The following is a 19,777-nucleotide window of genomic DNA, read 5'->3' on the forward strand; positions in this document are numbered from 1 at the left end:
GGAATATGCCATGACCCCTGATCCGCGTGCGACCGACCTGCCCTGGTGGAAAGGCGCAGTCATCTACCAGATTTATCCGCGCAGTTTTCAGGACAGCAATGGCGACGGTATCGGCGATTTGGCCGGCATCACCCAGCGGCTGGAGCATGTCGCCCGCCTGGGCGTGGACGCTATCTGGATTTCGCCCTTCTTCACGTCACCCATGCGCGACTTTGGATATGATATTGCCGATTATTGCGGGGTCGACCCGATCTTCGGCACGCTGGCCGATTTCGATGCGCTGGTGGCCCGGGCGCATGAGCTCGGCCTCAAAGTCACGATCGATCAGGTCTATGCGCATACGTCCGACCTGCATGACTGGTTCGTCGAGAGCCGCGCCGGCCAATCGGGCGACAAGGCAGACTGGTATGTCTGGGCGGATCCCAAAACCGACGGCACGCCGCCCAATAACTGGCAGTCCGTCTTTGGCGGGCCGGCATGGACATGGGACGCGCGGCGCGGCCAATATTATATGCACCAGTTCCTTTCCAGCCAGCCGCAGCTCAACGTGCATAATCGCGCGGTGCAGGATGCGCTGCTGGACGCCATGCGATTCTGGCTGGACCGGGGCGTCAACGGTTTCCGTCTCGACGCGCTCAACCATTCGATGCACGATCCGCAATTGCGCGACAATCCGCCGGCGCCCGACGATGGCAAGCCGCGCACCCGGCCATTTGATTTCCAGATCCGGCGCTATAACCAGTCGCATCCCGACGTCGTCGGCTTTGTCGAGCGCATCCGGGCCCTGTGCGACGATTATGGGGCGGTCTTCACCATGGCGGAAGTGGGCGGCGATCTCGCGGAAAAGGAGATGAAGGCCTACACCGCCGGGGACAAGCGCCTGAACAGCGCCTATGGCTTCAACTTCCTCTATGCCGCCAGGTTGACGCCCGCTTTGGTCAAGGACACGATCGAGCGCTGGCCTGATGAGCCCGGCACCGGCTGGCCAAGTTGGGCTTTTGAAAATCATGATGCGCCCCGCGCCCTGTCGCGCTGGTGCGCGCCGGAGGATCGCGCCGCCTTCTCCCGGTTGAAGATGGCGCTGCTGATCGCGTTGCGGGGCAATGCCATCCTGTATCAGGGCGAGGAGCTGGGCCTGACCCAGGTCGATATTCCATTCGAGCGGCTACAGGACCCCGAAGCGATCGCCAACTGGCCGCTGACCCTGTCGCGCGACGGCGCGCGCACGCCGATCCCCTGGAGCGCAAGTGCGGCACAAGCGGGCTTTTCCAACGGTGTACCCTGGCTCCCCCATGGCGACGATCATCTGGCGCTGGCCGTCGATGCGCAGGACGCCGATCCAGCGTCGCTGATGAACCTCACCCGCCATTTGCTGGCGTTGCGCAGGGCCAATCCGGCGCTGCATCATGGTGCGCTCGACATCCTGATCGCCGATGATCGCACGTTGGCGTTTCGCCGGACAGCGGATGGACAGTCCACCCTGTGTCTGTTCAACCTGTCAAATCAGCCGGTGCCGTGGCCAGATCAGATCGCCGCTTCCAATCATCTACTGTGCACCATCAACGACGCCGCGCCCGGCATCCTGCCTGCTTATGGTGCCTTGCTGATCGAGGAATGAAAATGAGCCCCATGTTGACCATGACTTTGCGCGCCTGCGCGCTCGCCCTGCCAATGGCCGTGGCATTTCCGGTATCGGCGCAGGACAGCCGGCCTTCAGTGACTGCGACATCACCCGATGGCAGCATCGCGCTCACCGTTTCGACCGACAATGACAGCAGGCCCGTCTGGTCGCTTTCGCGTAAGGGCAAGCTGCTGATCGCGCCGTCGAAACTGGGTTTCATCCTGACCGACGGGCTCAACATGGTGCGCGGCTTTGCCATTGCAGGGTCTGAAAAAGGCAGCGGCAAGGATCGCTGGGAGCAACCCTGGGGCGAGCGTCGGTTCGTCACCGACAATCACAATGAACTGCTGGTCCGCTTCAAGCAGTCCGACGTGCAGGGCGCGCGGCTGATGAATGTGCGCTTCCGCTTGTTCGATGACGGCGTGGGCTTTCGCTATGAATTGCCCAAGCAGCCCGGCCTCAAGACGATGCGCATCGCCGACGAGACGACCGAGTTCGACATTGCGCCGGAAGGCACGGCTTGGTGGATACCCGGCGGCGAATGGAACCGCTACGAACAGGTGTATCAGAAGACCCCGATCGATGCGGTTTCCACTGCGCATACGCCGATCACCATGCGACTGACCGACGGCACGCATCTGAGTTTTCACGAGGCAGCGCTGGTCGATTATGCGGGCTATTGGCTCAAGCGCGCGGACGGCCGCAAATTCCGCACCACGCTTGCCCCGTCATCGCAAGCGGCGCGCGTGACCCGCAACCTGCCCTTCAACACGCCGTGGCGCACCATCCGCATTGCCGACGATGCGGCGGGGCTGGTCGAAAATGACCTGGAGCTCAACCTCAACGAACCCAACAAGCTGGGCGATGTCAGCTGGTTCACCCCGGCCAAATATATCGGCATTTGGTGGGGGATGATAAGGGGCGACTGGTCCTGGGCAGAAGGCCCCAAGCACGGCGCCACCACCGAACGGACCAAGCAATATATCGATTTTGCCGCGAAGAACGGCTTTCGCGGCGTGCTGGTCGAAGGGTGGGACAAGGGCTGGAATGGCGACTGGTTCGGCCATGGCGATGATTTCAGCTATACGCAGGCGACGCCCGATTTCGACCTCCCTGCCCTCGCCGTCTATGCCAGGCAGAAAGGCGTCCGGTTGATCGGGCATCATGAAACCGGCGGCAACATCGCCAATTATGAGGCGCAGCTGGATGAGGCGATGGCGCTATATGGACGGTTGGGCGTCGATGTCGTCAAGACCGGCTATGTGGCCGACGCAGGCGGTATCATTGCGCCGGGTGATGCGCCGGGTGAAACGCGCATGGAATGGCATGACGGCCAGCGTATGGCCCAGCATCACCTGAAAGTCGTCGAAACCGCCGCGCGCAATCATGTCGCGGTCAATGCGCATGAACCCATCAAGGATACGGGCCTGCGTCGCACCTATCCCAATTGGGTCGGACGCGAAGGTGCGCGCGGTATGGAATATAATGCCTGGGGCGCTTTCGCCAACGGGCCGGATCATGAACCGACCCTCGTCTATACCCGGATGCTGTCGGGGCCGATGGACTTCACGCCGGGCGTTTTGAGCCTGGAGGGCGCGCAAAAGGCGCCGCTCGCCTCCACTTTGGCCAAGCAATTGGGCCTGTATCTCGCCCTGTATTCGCCGATCCAGATGGCGGCCGATTTCATCGAGACATTGGCGAAATATCCCAAGGAACTGGCTTTCATCCGCCAGGTGCCGGCGGACTGGTCGGAAAGCCATCTGGTCGCAGGTGAAGTCGGCGATTATGCGATCTTCGCGCGCAAGGACCGCAATAGTGACGACTGGTATGTCGGCGGCGTCAACGACGCGACCGCGCGAACCGTGGCTCTGACCTTCGATCAACTCGAACCCGGCAGAGCCTATACCGCAACCATTTACAAGGACGGAGACGGCGCGACCTATCTGACGGATGCGCGCCATCGCATCGCCTATGAAACGAGGACCATCCGCAAGGGCGACCGCTATGACCTGTGGCTGGCTCCCGGCGGCGGCGCAGCGATCCGCCTGACCCCGCAAAGATAATCGGCTTCCGGCCTTGAAGGCTGGTTCCCCCGCCGCCGGGCTGGACTGCACGCTGGCCCGGCGGCGCCCTTTACCCCCCATTTTGCAGGCACCGCTATCGGCAAGAAAATGACGCCTGCGCCAGTAAAAAGGAATAATTTGTTTCAATATGATGGCCCAGCCGGTAGAGGAGCCGCCTCTCCCCGCTAAAGGACCCTGAGTCATGCCTGCCTATCGTTCCCGCACCACCACCCATGGCCGCAATATGGCGGGCGCGCGTGGCCTCTGGCGCGCGACGGGCATGAAGGACGAGGATTTCGGCAAGCCGATCATCGCCATTGCCAATAGTTTTACCCAGTTCGTGCCGGGCCATGTGCATCTGAAAGACCTGGGCCAATTGGTCGCGCGCGAGATCGAGGCCGCTGGCGGCGTCGCCAAGGAGTTCAACACGATCGCGGTGGATGACGGCATCGCGATGGGTCATGGCGGCATGCTCTATTCGCTGCCAAGCCGCGACCTGATCGCCGACAGCGTCGAATATATGGTCAATGCCCACTGTGCCGACGCGATCGTGTGCATTTCCAATTGCGACAAGATCACGCCGGGCATGCTGATGGCGGCGATGCGACTCAACATCCCCGTCGTCTTCGTGTCGGGCGGGCCAATGGAAGCCGGCAAGACGGTCGTGCGCGGCAAGAAGGTTGCGCTGGATCTGGTCGATGCCATGGTCGTCGCGGCCGATGAAAGCTACACGGACGAGGAAGTGCAGACCATCGAGCGCTCCGCCTGCCCCACATGCGGCAGCTGTTCGGGCATGTTCACCGCCAATTCGATGAACTGCCTGACCGAAGCCCTGGGCCTGTCATTGCCCGGCAACGGATCGACGCTGGCCACGCACGCCGACCGCGAGCGTCTGTTCCGCGAAGCCGGGCATCTGATCGTCGACATCACGCGGCGCTATTATGAGCAGGACGACGACAGCGTCCTCCCCCGCTCGATCGCCAGCTATGCCGCGTTCGAAAATGCCATGAGCCTGGACATCGCGATGGGCGGATCGTCCAATACGGTGCTGCATCTGCTGGCGGCCGCTTATGAAGGCGGCGTGGACTTCACCATGGCGGATATTGATCGCCTGTCCCGCCGCGTGCCATGCCTGTGCAAGGTCGCGCCCGCCAAGAATGACGTGCATATGGAAGATGTCCATCGCGCTGGCGGGATCATGGCGATTTTGGGTGAATTGGAGCGCGCCGGGCTGATCGACGCATCGCTTCCCACGGTGCACAGCCGCACGATGGCGGACGCGCTCGCCCGTTGGGACATTGGCCGCACCAATAGCGAAGAGGTGCGCAACTTCTATCGCGCCGCGCCCGGCGGCGTGCCGACGCAGGTGGCGTTCAGCCAGTCGGCACGGTGGGAAGAGTTGGACACCGACCGCGAACAGGGCGTGATCCGCTCAGCCGAGCATGCCTTTTCTAAGGATGGCGGCCTTGCCGTCCTGTTCGGAAACCTCGCGCCCGAAGGCTGCATCGTCAAGACCGCCGGCGTGGACGAAAGCATCCTCGTCTTCCACGGCACGGCGCGGGTTTATGAAAGCCAGGACGCGGCGGTCGCGGGTATATTGGGCAATGAAGTCAAGGAAGGCGACGTCGTCGTCATCCGCTATGAAGGCCCAAAGGGCGGCCCCGGCATGCAGGAAATGCTGTATCCCACCAGCTATCTAAAGTCGAAAGGCCTGGGCAAGGCCTGCGCGCTCATCACCGACGGGCGTTTTTCGGGTGGCACGTCGGGACTGTCGATCGGCCATGTCTCGCCCGAAGCGGCCGAAGGCGGCCTCATCGCGCTGGTGCAAACGGGTGATCCCATCGTCATCGACATTCCTGCCCGTGTGATCAAGGTCGACCTGGACGACGCGATATTGGCGGAGCGCCGCACCGAAATGGACGCGCGCGGCGCAAAGGCTTGGAAACCCTTTGGCCGAAAAAGGGAGGTGTCGCCAGCGCTGCGCGCCTATGCCGCGATGACCACCAACGCGGCAAAGGGCGCCGTGCGCGACGTCAGCCAGATCGAGCGTTGACCCGTGGCCTTGCGCGGCGTCCATCACATTGCGATCATTGGATCGGATTATGCGCGATCGCGCGCCTTCTATCATGAGGTGCTGGGCTTGCCGATTGTGCGTGAAGTCTATCGGGAGGCGCGTGACAGCTGGAAGTGCGACCTCGACGCCGGGAACGCGCAGATAGAATTATTCTCCTTCCCCTCCCCGCCTGAGCGACCAACCCGGCCGGAGGCGCGTGGGCTACGCCATCTGTCCTTTTCCGTTGCCGATCTGGACGCGGAGATCGCGCGCCTGGCCGACCATGGCGTGAGGTGCGAACCCGTTCGGGTGGACGAATATACAGGGCAGCGTTTCACCTTTTTAAGCGATCCAGACGGATTGCCGCTGGAACTGTACGAAAGCTGATCGCCACCGGCGGACCGTCGCCTGTCAGGCGATGGTAACGATCCGCGCGCTACCCGACCGCCCGAGCGGACGGACGACCACCTTGTCCTCCATGCGATCGAAGCCGATGTCGACCGCACCCGCACCAATCTGCAAACCCCGCACCGTCAATTGCTGAAGAAAGGCTGGCATGATCGGTTCGCGCAGGCAAATCTCCTCTTTCTGCACGTCAAAACCCAGGCCAAGGCAGGATTGGACCAGCGACAAGGGCGTCGCGGCCGACCAGGCCTGCGGGCTGCATGCGACGGGATAGAAGGTCGGCCCTTGCGACCGACGCCGGGGGAAACCGCAAAAGAGCTCGGGCAAGCGCATGAGGTCGACATAGGTGGCGGCGCTGAACAGTCCTTCGAAAATGCGGGCTGCCTCCCGCCGGAAGCCGTAGCGCGAAAAGCCGGCGGCGATCAGGGCATTGTCATGCGGCCAGATCGATCCGTTGTGATAGCTCATCGGATTGTAGCGCGCTTCGGTGGACGCGACCGTGCGCACGCCCCAGCCGGAAAAGGACGCCGGCGCCATCAGGGTCGAAACGACGCTTTCGGCGCGCTCATCAAGTGCAAGGCCGGTATAGAGTACGTGTCCGGCATTGGACGCGCGCACACGGCAAGGCCGCTTCTCGCCGTCCAACGCCAACACATAAGTGTTGAGTTTTGCGTCGAAAAAGGCGGCGTCAAACCGATGGCGAAGGTCATCGGCGCGGGCGCGATAGCCCGTGGCGCGCACCATGTCGCCGGTCGCTTCGAACAGGTCGGCCGCCGCCCGCCACGCGCCAAAGACATAGGCCTGAACCTCGGCAAGCGCGATTGGTCCGCGCGCGATCGCGCCATCGGCATGGAAGACGGAATCATGGCTGTCTTTCCAGCCCTGATTTTGCAACCCCTGATCGGTCAGCCGCCCATATTCGATGAAGCCGTCCCCATCCCTGTCACCATGATCGTCGATCCACGACAGCGCCGCTTCGATCTGGGGCATCAGGCTGCGCAGGAAGCCCATGTCGCCCGTGCGCTCCAGATAAGCGCCGGCCAGCATGACGAAGAGCGGGGTGGAATCGATGCTGCCATAATAATGGCGGAACGGCACCTCGCCCAGTTCGGCCATTTCGCCACGCCGCACTTCGTGGAGGATCTTGCCGGGTTCAGCATCCGCCGCGGGGTCGAAACTTGTCGCCTGATGCGCGGCCAGATAACCCAGCACGCCGCGCGCCAGCGCCGGATCGAGCCAGAGCATCTGCAGCGCGGTTATGATGGCGTCGCGGCCGAAAACCGTGCTGAACCAGGGGATGCCGGCATAGGGATAAGGGCCATAGTCCGTGTCCGTCGACAACATGGCAATGTCGGAAACGGAGCGGCCGGCAACTTCGTTGAAGAGGGCATTGGATGAACGCAGGGCTCCGCTGCGCTTCCGCGCCTGTTTGGCGCCCTGCATCGCCTCTCGCAAGGTGGCGAGATATTCGAACGGCAGGCTTTGCGACGACTCGGCCGCATTGCTACAGATGCGCATGAACATGGTGCAGCGCTTGCCCGCCGGAACGGTCATGTCGAACCGCGCGTTCGCCGAAGTCAATTCATCAGGCACGGGTTCGAATTGAATATGCGTGAACCGCTCCACCTCATCCAAGCCGACATAGGATAGCCGTACCTGGGCATCCGCAACGTCCGGCGCGTGCGCTGTGCCTCTTTGCTTGCGGGTCATGCCGCGAATTTCAAATAGGTCGGCAAAGTCCGCCGCAAAGCCCACATCGATCCGGATATCGCGATCCTCCGCATCGAAATTCCGCACCGTCACCCGCTCATAAATGGCGCCCTGCCACAAGAAGCGCGTTCGCCGCAAATGGATGAGGTCATGCTCCACCGTGACGCGCCCGTCCTCATCGAAAAAGTCCGGGTTGGTGAGGTCGCAGGTCAGCATCGTGTTGTCGTCGCGGACGGCCGAACTGAGCAGGATCGGGCGCAGACCATTGATCGTCAGATAGAGATGCGACAGGTGCCTCGTGTCGCGATAATAGAGGCCTTCCGGACTGCCCGGCCCAGCAATAGCGTCGCCGCTGTGATCGAAGACGGCGAAACTTTCACCATGTTTGAGCGTGCGGGGCCGCCTCTCCGCCAGCGAGGCTGTGGCGGGAATGAAGAATTGGGTCTGGCCCTGCGAGAGCATCTGCCCCGGATCAAGGTCTGTCGGGACGGGGTTAGGCTGAACTGACGTCATGCGTGCTCCCTCAGGCAATCAGCAGGTCCGGCCCTTCGCCAACCAGGGAGGTCAGACGTGGCGATGCGCGACCGGTGATGATATCCTCATAGAGGCTGACATAATCCCGCGCCATCCGCGCCGCCGTGAACCGTGCGTCGAAAACGGCGCGTACGCCAGCGCGATCAAGCTGACACGCCGTATGGACGGCAGCGACGGCCTCGGCTTCGCTGTCGACGATGAAGCCGGATACGCCATGATCGATGACTTCGGGGACCGATCCGCAGCGGAACGCGATGACCGGCGTGGCGCACGCCATCGCCTCGATCATGACGAGGCCAAATGGTTCGGGCCAGTCGATGGGAAACAGCAAGGCGGCGGCATTGCCCAGAAATTCCGCCTTCTGCTGCTCATTGATCTCGCCGATATATTCGACATTGTCATGCGCTCGCACCAGGGGTTCGATTTCCTGCTCCCAATAAGCGCGATCAACCGCGTCGATCTTCGCCGCCATCTTGAGCGGCATGCCGGCTTCGACCGCGATCCGGATCGCGCGGTCAGGTCGCTTTTCCGGCGAGATGCGTCCGATAAAGGCAAGATAGCCATCCTTCGTCTCGGTCTTTGCGGGCAGGAGGTCGGCGGGCAGGCCATGATAGATGGTGCCACCCCAATTGACCGGCGGCATCGGCAAACGCTGATGATCCGAAATCGACACGAGGCAACTGTCGGGAAAGGCGCGATAGAGCGGCACGAGGTCCGGCAGGTCGAGCCGGCCGTGCAGTGTCGTGACGGCACGATCCAGCATGTCGCGCACCATCGGCATATGCAGCACATCGATATGGAAATGCAGGATATCGAATTCGTCGGCGCGGCGGCGAACTTCATCCAACAAGATCATGTGGTGCGGAATGGCATCCCTGACATGCGGATTGAGGCGAAGCGCCATCTTGGTGATCGGCACAAGCTTTGCCGACGTAACGGAATCGCCGCTGGCGAAAAGGGTGACGTCATGCCCCTGCTGCACCAGTTCCTCGGTCAGGTAGGATACGATGCGTTCCGTCCCGCCATAGAGTTTGGGGGGAACGCTTTCGGCCAGAGGCGCGATTTGGGCAATTTTCATGCGATGATCCTCTTACGACGAAGCGCCGCCCCCCAACGCGCTGACGATGGTGAAAATCCTGCCCGATCGGGAAGTTGCATGGGCGACCAGCAGTTGGTCGCAAAAAGCTTCAAATGTCCGGCAGCGACTGCGCCGCGAAGCCCCAGCCTTTCAGTTGGCCCGCCCGCTCGATCAACTGATCGGCGTCGCCTATGTCGAAAGGGTGCGCGTTCTTGAACTCGTCCAGTTCATCCCAGGCGATCGGCACCGCGACGGGGGCACCGGCGCGCGCGCGGGCGGAAAAGGGCAGCACGGCCGTACTGCCCCGCTGGTTGCGGAGCCAGTCGATGAAGATGCGGTTCTTTCGCTTCGCCTTGCTCATGGTAGCCACAAAAGCATCTGGATCAGCGGTGCTGAGCGCCTGCGCGAAACGGGCGGAAAAATCCTTGTGGGCCTCCCAGTCGTGACCGGGTGTCAGCGGCACGACGACATGTACGCCCTTCCCCCCTGACATCATGGCAAAGGATATCAGCCCGAGATCTTCCAGCGCGCTGCGGATATGGCGAGCGGCATCGCGAACCCGTCCGAAATCCATCCCTTCGTCGGGGTCCAGGTCAAAGATCATGCGATCGGGCTGCTCCACCGCGTTCGCCCGGCTGCCCCAGCCATGAAATTCGATCGTTCCCATCTGCACGCAGGTCAAGAGGCCATCGGCGTCCTCGACATACAGATAATCTTCTGTGCCGCCGCCTTTTTCAGCGATGGGCACATGATGGACCGCCTTTCCGAATGCGCCACTGTCATGTTTCTGGAAAAAACATTTGCGCGCCCGGCCTTGGGGGCAGCGCACAAGACTGATCGGGCGATTGGCGGCAGAGGGCAGCATCAAGGGCGCGATACGGGCATAATAGTCGGCCAATTGTCCCTTTGTCTGACCGCTGTCGGGAAAGATGACGCGATCGGCGCTGCTGATCTTCACGCCGATGGCGGCCTTGGGCGTAGTTGCAGGCTTTTCCGGCGTGACATCCTTAGCTTTCTTATCCGTCCGCAGCCCCAGGAAGCTGGCATGGCGAACGCGCCCTTCACCGGTGAATTCGGCAAAGGCGATTTCCGCGACGAGCCTGGGCTTGATCCAGCGTGCGCCGCGCGCATCGCCCTTGGGCACGTCCAACGGCGGCTTTTCAACGGCAAGCGGCGTCATTTCTTCGGCCAGATCGTACATCATATCGGCGTTGAAACCCGTGCCGACCTTGCCCTTGTAGACGAGGGCGCGTCCCTCCTTCTGGGCCAGCAGCAGGGATCGGAAGGGCCGACCCTTGGCGTCGCTTTCGATCCAGCCGACTATGACGAATTCCTGCCGCCGCGTGCATTTGACCTTGACCCAGCTGCGCGTGCGCCCGGATCGGTAGGGCGCATCGACCCGCTTGGCGATAATGCCTTCCTGATGCGCATCGCACATGGAGCGGTAGAGTTTTTCGCCAGCGCCTATGACATGGTCAGCGACATGGACAGGTGGCGCAGCATCGTGCAGCAGCGCCTCCAGCCGCTCCTTCCGCTCGATCGTCGACAGGGGCCGCAGGTCCATGCCGTCGAGCGAGAGAAGGTCGAAGGCGAAGAGGTTGAGCGGCGCATCCTCCTGCTCCGCGCCATGACCGCGCTTGAGCACGGCTTGTAGCGCGGAAAAGCTGGGGTTGCCGTCCGCGCCAAAGGCGACAATTTCGCCGTCGATAAGGGCTGGCGGCAGTTCAAGCGCAGCCAGATTGCGCACCAGGGCGGGAAATTTCTCGGTCCAATCAAGGCCGTTGCGGGTGAAGACCCGTACCTTCTCCCCCGCGACAGAGATTAATGCCCGATAGCCGTCAAATTTGATTTCATGAAGCCAGTCATTGCCGGTCGGCACATCGTCGACCAGCGTGGCCAATTGCGGGGCGACAAAGGCCGGGGGTCGCGGGGCCCTTCGCTTCGTCTTGCGTTTGACGTCGGCGTTGTGATCCCGCGCCGATTGCATCGACTTGGCAAAGTCGTCCTTCTTGGCGCCGGCGAGCGAGTGGCTCGCCTGTTTGTCCGCCGCGATTTCGGCCATTGATCGGCCGGTGAGGACACTTGTCAGCGCCTTTTCCACCAAGGCTTCGGACGGACCGGCGGCATCATCCTCGACCTTGCGGAGCAGCCAGTTTTCGCGCTTTTCGCCGGGGCGCCCTTTCATCCGAACGAGCAGCCATTCCCCCTTCATCCGCTCTCCATGAAGGATGACATGCAAATGCCCCTTGTCGAGGTCCTTGGCGCTTTTGCCCGGCACCGGTTCCCAGCGTCCCCGGTCCCAGAGCATCACCGTGCCGCCCCCATATTCTCCCTTGGGGATAACGCCTTCGAAATCCCCATAGTCGAGCGGATGGTCCTCGGTGCGCACGGCAAGCCGCTTATCGGCAGGGTCCAGGCTCGGCCCCTTGGTAACGGCCCAGCTTTTGAGGACGCCGTCTATTTCGAGACGGAAGTCCCAGTGGAGACGTGTGGCGGCATGTTTCTGAACGACGAAGCTATTGCCGGACCTTTTGGCGACCGCGCCTTTGGGTTCGCGCGTGCGCCTGAAATCGCGCTTGGCATTATAGGTTGCGAGCGGGTCCTTGGCACGCGTCACCGGTCATCCCCCCGACGAACCTTTTTGAGCCAATGATCCTCGGCAACGCCGAGCAATGTCAGCATCACCACCGCCACGATCGCTGCGCTGATGACGAGCGGCCATTGCCCCGCGCCGCAGGCAATGCCGATCATCGCGGCTAGCCAGATATGGGCTGCTGTCGTCAGGTTCTTGACTTCGCCGCGATTGAACACGATCAGCCCCGCCGCGATGATCCCGGTAAAGGCTGCGGACGCCTCAAAGATGCGCAGCGGATCGATATTGCCGTCGAGGCCGAGTTGATTATGGAGTGCGATCGCACTGATCGTCATCAGCGCACAGGTGAAACATAATATGCCGTGGGTGCGCAGACCGGCGGCGTGCCCGCGCAATTCCCGATCGAGGCCAAGCAGCAGACCCAAGAAAGCCGCAGCGCCCAGGCGCAACAGGATCGGACCATCGATCATGTGCAAGGGCGTGGCGGCATTCAGTATCATGGGGTCAGGCGCTCTTCTTGCGGGCGGTGGTGGCGCGGCTGCGCGAGGGCTTTGATTTGGCCGTGCTTCGCGATGTCGCTTTCTTGGTCGCGCTTTTCCTGGAAGATTCGCCGCCGTCCCCCACCGATTTTTTGAGCGCGGCCATCAGGTCGATGACATTGCCGCCCCGCGACGGGGCGTCTTCCTCGACATCTTCGATCACGCGCTTGCCCTTGGCCTTCTTTTTCTTTTCGATCAGCTGATGCAGCGCATCGACATAGCGGTCGTGAAATTCCTCCGGCTTGAAGGGTCCGGTCTTCTTTTCGATGATGGTGGTCGCCAGGTCGAGCAGGTCGGCATCCGCCTCCGTGTCGGGAAGGCTGCGGAAATAGGTTTGCGCGCGCGTCACCTCATCGGCGTAGCGAAGCACTTCGAGCACAAGACCACGTCCGCAGGGCTTAAGTGAAACGAGTTGCTCGCGGCCGCGCACCGACAATTGGCCCAAGCCCACTTTCTTGGTGCGGCGCAGGGCATCGCGCAGCACCGCATAGGCCTCCTCCGCCAGGTCATCGGCGGGTAGCACGAAATAGGGCTTTTCATAATAGAGCACGTCGATGGCGTCGGCTTCGACGAACTGGACAAGTTCCAGCGTCTTGCGGCTTTCGATCTTCACCGCTTCAATCTCATCCTGCTGCAACAGGACATAATTGCCCTTGGACAGTTCATAGCCCTTGAGGATTTCATCGGGGTCGACCGGCCCGACGCCGGTCACGACCTTCTCATATTTGATGGGCTTGCCGCTTGGCTCGTGGATCTGGCGGAAGGAGACCGCAGCGCCGGACTTGGTGGCGGGATAGATTTCCACCGGTATGGAAACGAGGGCCAGCCGAATCTGACCCTGCCAATATGCACGTGCTGCCATGCGAAACCTCCGCGGGAACAGCGCGCGGCCTCATTGAAAGTTCCGATAGCAGAACGAACCGGCAGATGGCTTGGCGCGCTGTCCGAAGTTTAGCGAAGAAGGACTAAGTGGGGTTAATCCCCGACGGGCTGCGTTGGCGACGCTCTGGCTGCTGGGACCGATTGCCTCATGCTCAGATAGACGGGATTGCCGTAGAACCACAAATCTTGCCACGGATTTTCGCCGGCGACATCGGGGCTGGGCTCCCCTTCCGTCCTGTTCGTGCCGCGAACGCGAATATAGCCCGGTCGGTCCGGTGCTTTCATATGATGCTCCATTACGAGAAAGGCCCCATCATGGCGCCAGTCCCGGGCGGTGAAGCGGCGCACGACATGCGTGGTCGGATTATGCTCTGCGCTGGGCGCCCCCACCACGCCGGAGATAAGGTCGACATGATCGAGCACCGGAATGTCGCCACCCCCATTGGCGCTTTGGGCAGGGCGAACCCAGATGATGACATGCATATCCTCCCCCGGTCGCACATCCAGCGTCTCGCCCGTCGACGCAGAGCGCCCCGGAGCATCGCTGGCGGCGACGCTGACATTCAGTCGGTCGATAAGGTCGCCGGTGACGGCAAAGACCCGCCCCTGGCGCAAGCCGCCAAGGATGTCCGCCGCGTCCGGTGCCGCAAAAACCCAGGTCTTTGCATATTCGCCCGGCCAGAAATCGGCGCCGCCCTCGCTCCAGTGACCATGGGAATCCGATGTGGCGGTGATCGTCCAGTGCAGCCCCTGCCCCAACAGCCCGTCCCATGCGCCGCCAAGGGTTGCCACCATCTGATCGAAACCGCCCATGGTTGGATATCCCCCATAGAGGCCCCGTGAACCATGTGCGTTATCGAGGCCGGGCTTGGGCCGGGCGGCCTGATGGCCGGGCGCGCCCTCCATGCCGATCGCGATGTCGGGCGCAGTGGCGTGCCAGAGCCGGAATTCGTCCGGCGCATGCAGACCCCATTTGCCCCTGCCTGTCGCGGTGCGAGAGGGATGATTGGCGATCAGCACGGGCTTTTCCGGCAAGCCATTCATGTAGCGCAGCGCGGCGATCATGCGCGGTTTTTGATCGCGCGCCGGATCGGCCGGAAAGGCGTCGCGCTCAGCAAAGCGCGATTCCAGGTCGCGCAGCATGTCTCGTTCGGCCGGACCATGAGGTAGGATGAGGCTGGCATGCTCACCGCCCGGAACGTCAAATTCCATGCCATAGAAGAGAATGAGATGGGGTTGAGCCTGGCGCGCCGCCACGACGTCCGGCCAGGCGCGCGCATGATTGAGCGCGGAATGGTTCGGCCCGCCATGGTCGGTCGCCACCATCCAGTCCAGCCCGAAGTGCCGGGCCTTCTGCGCATTGAGAAGGATGCTGTGCCGGGAATCACCACCGATGATGGGGTCAGGCGCATGATCGGGGCGGTCGGGATCGATCCGATAGCGCGCGCTGTACACGCTATGGACATGATGGTCGCCGGCCAGCCAGCGACGTTCGGCCACCGGCTGGGCGGACGCTGTCGAGAGGGACGTCAGCCCCAAGGCAAGCGCATAGGCGAGCAGCGATCGCAGCATCATCTGTTAAAATCTCCTTCGCCTTCACGCGGCCCCGGCGATTTGATGCCGGGGCCGCATGGGCAAGTCGCGTCAGAATTTCGCCCGCACACCCACATTCAGGGTGCGGCCGAACGTGTGGATTTCGCTGACCTCGGCTGCCGTTCCGGCATAGGACACCTGCCGCTCGTCAAGGATGTTCACCGCCTGGAGGAACAGTTCGACATTGGGCCGCAACTGGTAGCTTGCGCCCAGATCGACGATGCCAAAGCCCTTTTGATAATAGGCCACGACGTCTTCCGCTGTCGGCAGCGATGTCACATTCGCGCCCGAGTCCGTCATGTAGCTGCTGCGATAGGTGTAGCTGACATTGAACTCGAACGGCCCGGATTCAAAGAAGGGGGTGATCGAATAGCTGACGTCGGACACCCCCTGGATACCGGCCGACTGGGTTCCCACAGTCGATGTATCGAGTTCCAGCTTCGTGGTGGCGAAGGTCGCGGTTGCGGTCACGCCAAGGCCGAAGGGCAATTTGTTGGTATAGCCAAATTCGATGCCGGTGATTGTCGCATCGCCCACATTGGTGGGCGTCGCCACCAATATGTCGACCGGCAGCGTCGATCCGTCGTTGACCGCAAAGGCCAAGGTGCGCGTTTCGAAGTCCGATGCGATATAATCGCTGATGTCCTTGTGGAAGGCCGCAGCGGTGAAGGCCCCGAACCTGTCGAAATACCATTCGAACGACATGTCGAAGTTCCACGACGTATAGGGTCGCAGATTGGGATTGCCGGCAGCGGCGGTGAGATTGAGGTCCGGGTCATCCAGCGCGGCTGCGCCCAGATTATAGATGTTCGTGACCGTCACGCTATTGGTGTTGATCGAATTGCGCAGTTCCGAAAGCGACGGCCGGGTCATGGTGCGCGCGACGCCAAGGCGCAGTTGCACATTGTCGGTGAACTTAAACGTCGCGTTCGCGCTGGGCAGGAATTCGGCATAGCTGGCGCGGGCGGTGACAGGCGTGACTTCGGTGGTCACGCCGCCTTCACCATCGGGGACCGGCGAAATCGTCGTGCCGCGCACCTGCGTTTTGGTGCGAACATAGCGCAGGCCGATATTCCCGGTGACCGGCACGTCACCCACGACGGATTCAAAATCAAGACGTCCATAGCCCGCCGAAATATCCTCATCGATACGATAGGAATTCTGGAGATCAGCGGCGGTCGGTTCCAGATCATAGGCATCGGGGCTGACGCCGTCATATTCGCTGCCCAGCGTGTAGGCCGTGTTGAACAACGACCAGTCGACATTGCTCCAGGGCTGGCGATTGACGATCGACTGGTCAAAGGCGTTGGACGGAACGGGATATTGCAGAAAAGCGTCGGTCCGATCAAAACCATCGCGCAAGACAGTGCCACTGCGATCGCGGCGCTGATAGTCGCGGTACCGATCCGACAGCTGGCCGCCAAAATGCAATTTGGTGAAGCGAAATCCACCAAGACCAAAATCCAGGTCGCGCTTGACGTTGAGGACGAAACTCTTGTCCTCATCCACAGAATTGATCGGCCGCACCGCGAAGCTTTCGAACGGCATTGCAGAGGGATCGGTCAGATCAAGGTCGGAATAGAGCGAGGTGATCCGCTTGTCGCCAACGACATCATTGCTGATGTCGAACGTCAGGTTGCCGCCCGCGCCGTTGGCGGTGCGATATTGAACGCGCTGGATCGGGGTATCGAGATCGCTGCGGGCCTTGGCATAGCTGACGCGCGGCTCGACCTGCCAGCCGCCCAGGTCGAGCTTCAGCTTGGCATTGAGTTGCAGATTTTCGTGCGATTGATCCATATATTCGCTGTAGTTGCGAATACGCGCGCCATTGATCGTACCCGCAACGAGCCGGCCATCCTCGACCACGGCGCTCGACACATCAAGGTTGGCGATCTGGCTGCCGATATAATAGCTCAGGCGCCGTTCGGTCACTTGATTGTTGAACTTGGAATATAGGCCGTCAATGTCGACTTCGACATTGGACGCGGGTCGCCATTGCATGCCCAGAACCGCGCTGATGCGCTCGCGATCCTCGGTTTCCAGATAGGGCTGAATATCACCGGGCGCGCGCAATGTGCCCAGCCCTTCGATATCGACGTCCTGCCAGCCAAAACGCAGCCGGTCGAACTGGACCTTGCGTTTGGAATAGGAGACGCCGGCCAGCACGCCGAACGTCTTGTCCGCATTGTGCCAGCCGGCCGACAGCGTGCCATTGGGGTTCAGCGTGTCGGTCCGCTCCTCATAGCCGCCATAGGCATTGGCCGCGACGAAGGAGTCGCGATCGAGCGGGTTGATGAGGCGGATATCAACGGTCGATCCGATGCCGCTTTCCACCAGGTCGGCGGTGGGCGACTTGATGACGACGATGCTGTCGATCAGGGTGGCGGGCAGCACCTGAAGCCGGAACTGGCGACCGGACTGGCCGGAATTGCGGATATTTTCATTATAGGCGAGCGGCATGCCGTCGAAGGTCACGGCTTGGAAGTTGGGGCCAAGCCCCCGCACACTGATGAACTGTCCTTCGCCCGCTTCGCGCACGATGGTGACGCCCGGCACGCGTTGCAGCGCCTCGGCAACGTTGAAGGCCGGCAGCTTGCCAATGTCGGCAGCGACGATTGCATCCGCGATCGAATCCGCGTTGCGCTTCACGTCCAGTGAGCGGCCGACACCGTCGGAAAAGCGTGCGGTGACGACGATATCGCTGCCCTCTGCCGTTATATCAGTCGCGCTTGCCGGCGTTTGAGCGGCCGCCGCCGACTGAGGGCGCACGATCAGCGCCCCCGCGCGATCCTGCACGATCGTCAGTCCGGTGCCGGCGGTGAGCCGGCGCAATGCGGTTTGCGCATCATAGACGCCCGACAGGGCCGGCGCGGTGAGGCCGGCCACGGCCGCGCGGGTGAAGAGGATGTCCTGGCCGCTTTGGCGTGCAAGCTGTTCGAGCGCACGATCCATCGGCTGCGCCGCGATGCTGACCTGCACGCGCCGATCCGCCTGCTGGGCCTGGCCGGCGGCCGGGATGGCGATGGCGCAAAGGGTCAGGGCCAGCGCCGCCGATCGGCGGAGCTGCCGTTTGGAGTTGATCATGCAATATGTCCCCGTTCGGACGCTCCCCGCGAGCGCCTCTCCTCCCTCGTCGCCTGAGGTCGGAGATTCCCCACCTGATCGGGAAATTTTTTTATCGAGCAGCCGAAATTCGGATCGCGTCCTTTTCGGATGACACGTCAACCGGCAGCAAAAGGGCAAGGGAGCGCGCAAAGGCATCCGGATCACCGATGCGATAGACGCCGCTCAGGCGCAGGGAGGCCGCCTGCGGATCGGACACCAGCAGAGGTCGGTCGGCGTAGCGGTTCATTTCCGCCGTCGCCTGCGCCAGAGTTTCGTCGCGAAAAGCCAGGCGACCGCTTTGCCAGGCGGTCAGATCCTCAAGCTCCGGCCGATCGAGCCGATCCTCCCGTCCCTGCGCCATGGCGATCCGTTGTCCGGCAGCCAACAGGACCGGACGGACCGGCGCATCCACCCGCGCGCTCCCTTGCAGGGCCGTGAATGCCACCTGATCCTGGTCCCGTCGCACGTCCAGCCTGGCGGCTTGCGCAACGGCGTTACGGGAACCGGCGTCAATCACGAATGGCCGGGGATCACGCGCAATGTCCAGGCTGACCCTGCCGGATTGCAGAGACAGGCGACGCTCGCTGTCTCGAGCGCGAAACCGGACGCGGGTGTCGGTGTCGAGCATGATGCGCGTGCCATCATCCAGGATGAAGCGACGCTGTTCCCCCACGCCTGTCTCAAATACACCGGCGCGCGCCTGTTGCCAGCCAAGGGACAGGCCGCCCGTCAGCATCAGTCCTACGCCGCCGGCCATGACGGCGCGGCGCGACATGCCTCGCGCCACATGCGGGCGGGGCGGGTCGGCGCGCAGACCGCCGACAGCGTCCCAGATGGCGGAGGCTCGGTCAAACGCACGTGCGTGCGTGGCATCGGCGGCCAGCCATGCGCGAAACCCTGCTTCATCCTGCGCCGATCGGGTGTCGGCGTGAAGACGCGCCAGCCAGTTCGCCGCCTGCCGGTCTACCGTGTCCGGCTTGCCGCGCAACATCACGTCACCAATTCTCCATCCACTCGGCCAGATGAGCCATGGCCCGCGCGATATGTTTTTCCACGGCGCTCTGGCTGATCCCCAAGTGCTGGGCGATCTCGCGATATTTACGACCCTCGAGCCGATACATCAAGAAGATCTGGCGTGTGCGGGGGCTAAGCTGTTCGACGCCGGCGCGCACGCGTTCCAGGCGCTGGCGCGCGATCAGCACTTCGTCCTGCAAGGGACTATGGTCGGCTATGAGGGCGAAGGCGTCATCCCCCACCAGTCCCCAACGCTGTTCGCGGCGATAGGCGTCAATACCGCGATTGGCCGCCGTTCGGGCGATGAAGGCGTCAGCATTGTCAGGGCCGGCGTCGCGCGAAGCGCTTGCGACCCAGGCGTCATGCAACAAATCTTCCGCATCGTCACGGCGCGTCATGCGCGCGACCTGAGAGCGTAGCCGGGTCCAGGACAGGCTCGACACACTCTTGCGCATTGCGAGGTTCGACAGGTTCATGCGCGGCCATCTAGAAAGGCGGCCATACATTTTGATGACGGGTCGAAGTCAGCGCGATGACAGGCGCCCGACCGCAAAATGACGATGGTGCGCCATGCCGATCGCGGCAGT

At 62.3% G+C, this 19,777-nt stretch carries 13 protein-coding genes; 4 read left to right on the forward strand and 9 right to left on the reverse strand.

The genetic code is table 11. From position 1 onward, the window contains the following. Positions 1-10: 10 nt before the first annotated feature. The 4 genes from RLDS_RS46945 (at position 11) to gloA2 (ending at position 6,124) form a co-directional block, all read left to right on the forward strand. Positions 11-1,618, forward strand: a complete 1,608-nt coding sequence (locus RLDS_RS46945; RefSeq protein ID WP_021227386.1) for an alpha-glucosidase — start codon at positions 11-13, stop codon at positions 1,616-1,618. Positions 1,619-1,671: 53 nt separating this feature from the next. Further along, the gene (locus tag RLDS_RS46950) at positions 1,672-3,684 is read left to right on the forward strand and encodes a glycoside hydrolase family 97 protein (protein WP_236616898.1); all 2,013 of its coding nucleotides are present in this window, start codon (positions 1,672-1,674) and stop codon (positions 3,682-3,684) included. 202 nt (positions 3,685-3,886) lie between these two features. Beyond that, positions 3,887-5,737: a dihydroxy-acid dehydratase gene (ilvD, locus tag RLDS_RS46955; RefSeq protein ID WP_021227388.1), complete on the forward strand. Its 1,851-nt coding sequence runs from the start codon at positions 3,887-3,889 to the stop codon at positions 5,735-5,737. 9 nt (positions 5,738-5,746) lie between these two features. Further along, positions 5,747-6,124, forward strand: a complete 378-nt coding sequence (gene gloA2 / locus RLDS_RS46960; protein ID WP_031298692.1) for an SMU1112c/YaeR family gloxylase I-like metalloprotein — start codon at positions 5,747-5,749, stop codon at positions 6,122-6,124. A 24-nt stretch (positions 6,125-6,148) separates the two neighbouring features. On the opposite strand, the gene RLDS_RS46965 is transcribed toward gloA2, so the two are convergent. From RLDS_RS46965 to RLDS_RS47005, 9 genes are all read right to left on the reverse strand, one after another. Next, positions 6,149-8,365 carry an amylo-alpha-1,6-glucosidase gene (locus tag RLDS_RS46965; protein ID WP_031298693.1) on the reverse strand — a complete coding sequence of 739 codons (2,217 nt, stop codon included), beginning with the start codon at positions 8,363-8,365 and terminating at the stop codon, positions 6,149-6,151. A 10-nt stretch (positions 8,366-8,375) separates the two neighbouring features. After that, complete coding sequence (locus RLDS_RS46970; protein ID WP_021227391.1) at positions 8,376-9,464, reverse strand: glycosyltransferase family 4 protein; 1,089 nt, start codon at positions 9,462-9,464, stop codon at positions 8,376-8,378. Positions 9,465-9,573: 109 nt separating this feature from the next. Next, positions 9,574-12,081, reverse strand: a complete 2,508-nt coding sequence (gene ligD / locus RLDS_RS46975; RefSeq protein WP_021227392.1) for a DNA ligase D — start codon at positions 12,079-12,081, stop codon at positions 9,574-9,576. Further along, positions 12,078-12,557, reverse strand: a complete 480-nt coding sequence (locus tag RLDS_RS46980) for an MgtC/SapB family protein (RefSeq protein ID WP_021227393.1) — start codon at positions 12,555-12,557, stop codon at positions 12,078-12,080. Before RLDS_RS46980 ends, ligD begins: the two co-directional genes overlap by 4 nt. 4 nt (positions 12,558-12,561) lie before the next feature. After that, positions 12,562-13,458, reverse strand: a complete 897-nt coding sequence (ku, locus tag RLDS_RS46985) for a non-homologous end joining protein Ku (RefSeq protein WP_021227394.1) — start codon at positions 13,456-13,458, stop codon at positions 12,562-12,564. 113 nt (positions 13,459-13,571) lie between these two features. Continuing rightward, the gene (locus RLDS_RS46990) at positions 13,572-15,053 is read right to left on the reverse strand and encodes a CehA/McbA family metallohydrolase domain-containing protein (RefSeq protein WP_021227395.1); all 1,482 of its coding nucleotides are present in this window, start codon (positions 15,051-15,053) and stop codon (positions 13,572-13,574) included. A gap of 69 nt (positions 15,054-15,122) precedes the next feature. After that, positions 15,123-18,155 carry a TonB-dependent receptor gene (locus RLDS_RS46995; protein ID WP_021227396.1) on the reverse strand — a complete coding sequence of 1,011 codons (3,033 nt, stop codon included), beginning with the start codon at positions 18,153-18,155 and terminating at the stop codon, positions 15,123-15,125. A gap of 91 nt (positions 18,156-18,246) precedes the next feature. Then, positions 18,247-19,167, reverse strand: coding sequence for a FecR family protein (locus tag RLDS_RS47000; RefSeq protein WP_021227397.1), 921 nt, complete (start codon positions 19,165-19,167; stop codon positions 18,247-18,249). Between the two features lie 4 nt (positions 19,168-19,171). Next, the gene (locus RLDS_RS47005; RefSeq protein ID WP_021227398.1) at positions 19,172-19,666 is read right to left on the reverse strand and encodes an RNA polymerase sigma factor; all 495 of its coding nucleotides are present in this window, start codon (positions 19,664-19,666) and stop codon (positions 19,172-19,174) included. Positions 19,667-19,777 lie beyond the last annotated feature (111 nt).

The sequence above is a fragment of the Sphingobium lactosutens DS20 genome, from assembly GCF_000445105.1.
Lineage (GTDB): Bacteria > Pseudomonadota > Alphaproteobacteria > Sphingomonadales > Sphingomonadaceae > Sphingobium > Sphingobium lactosutens.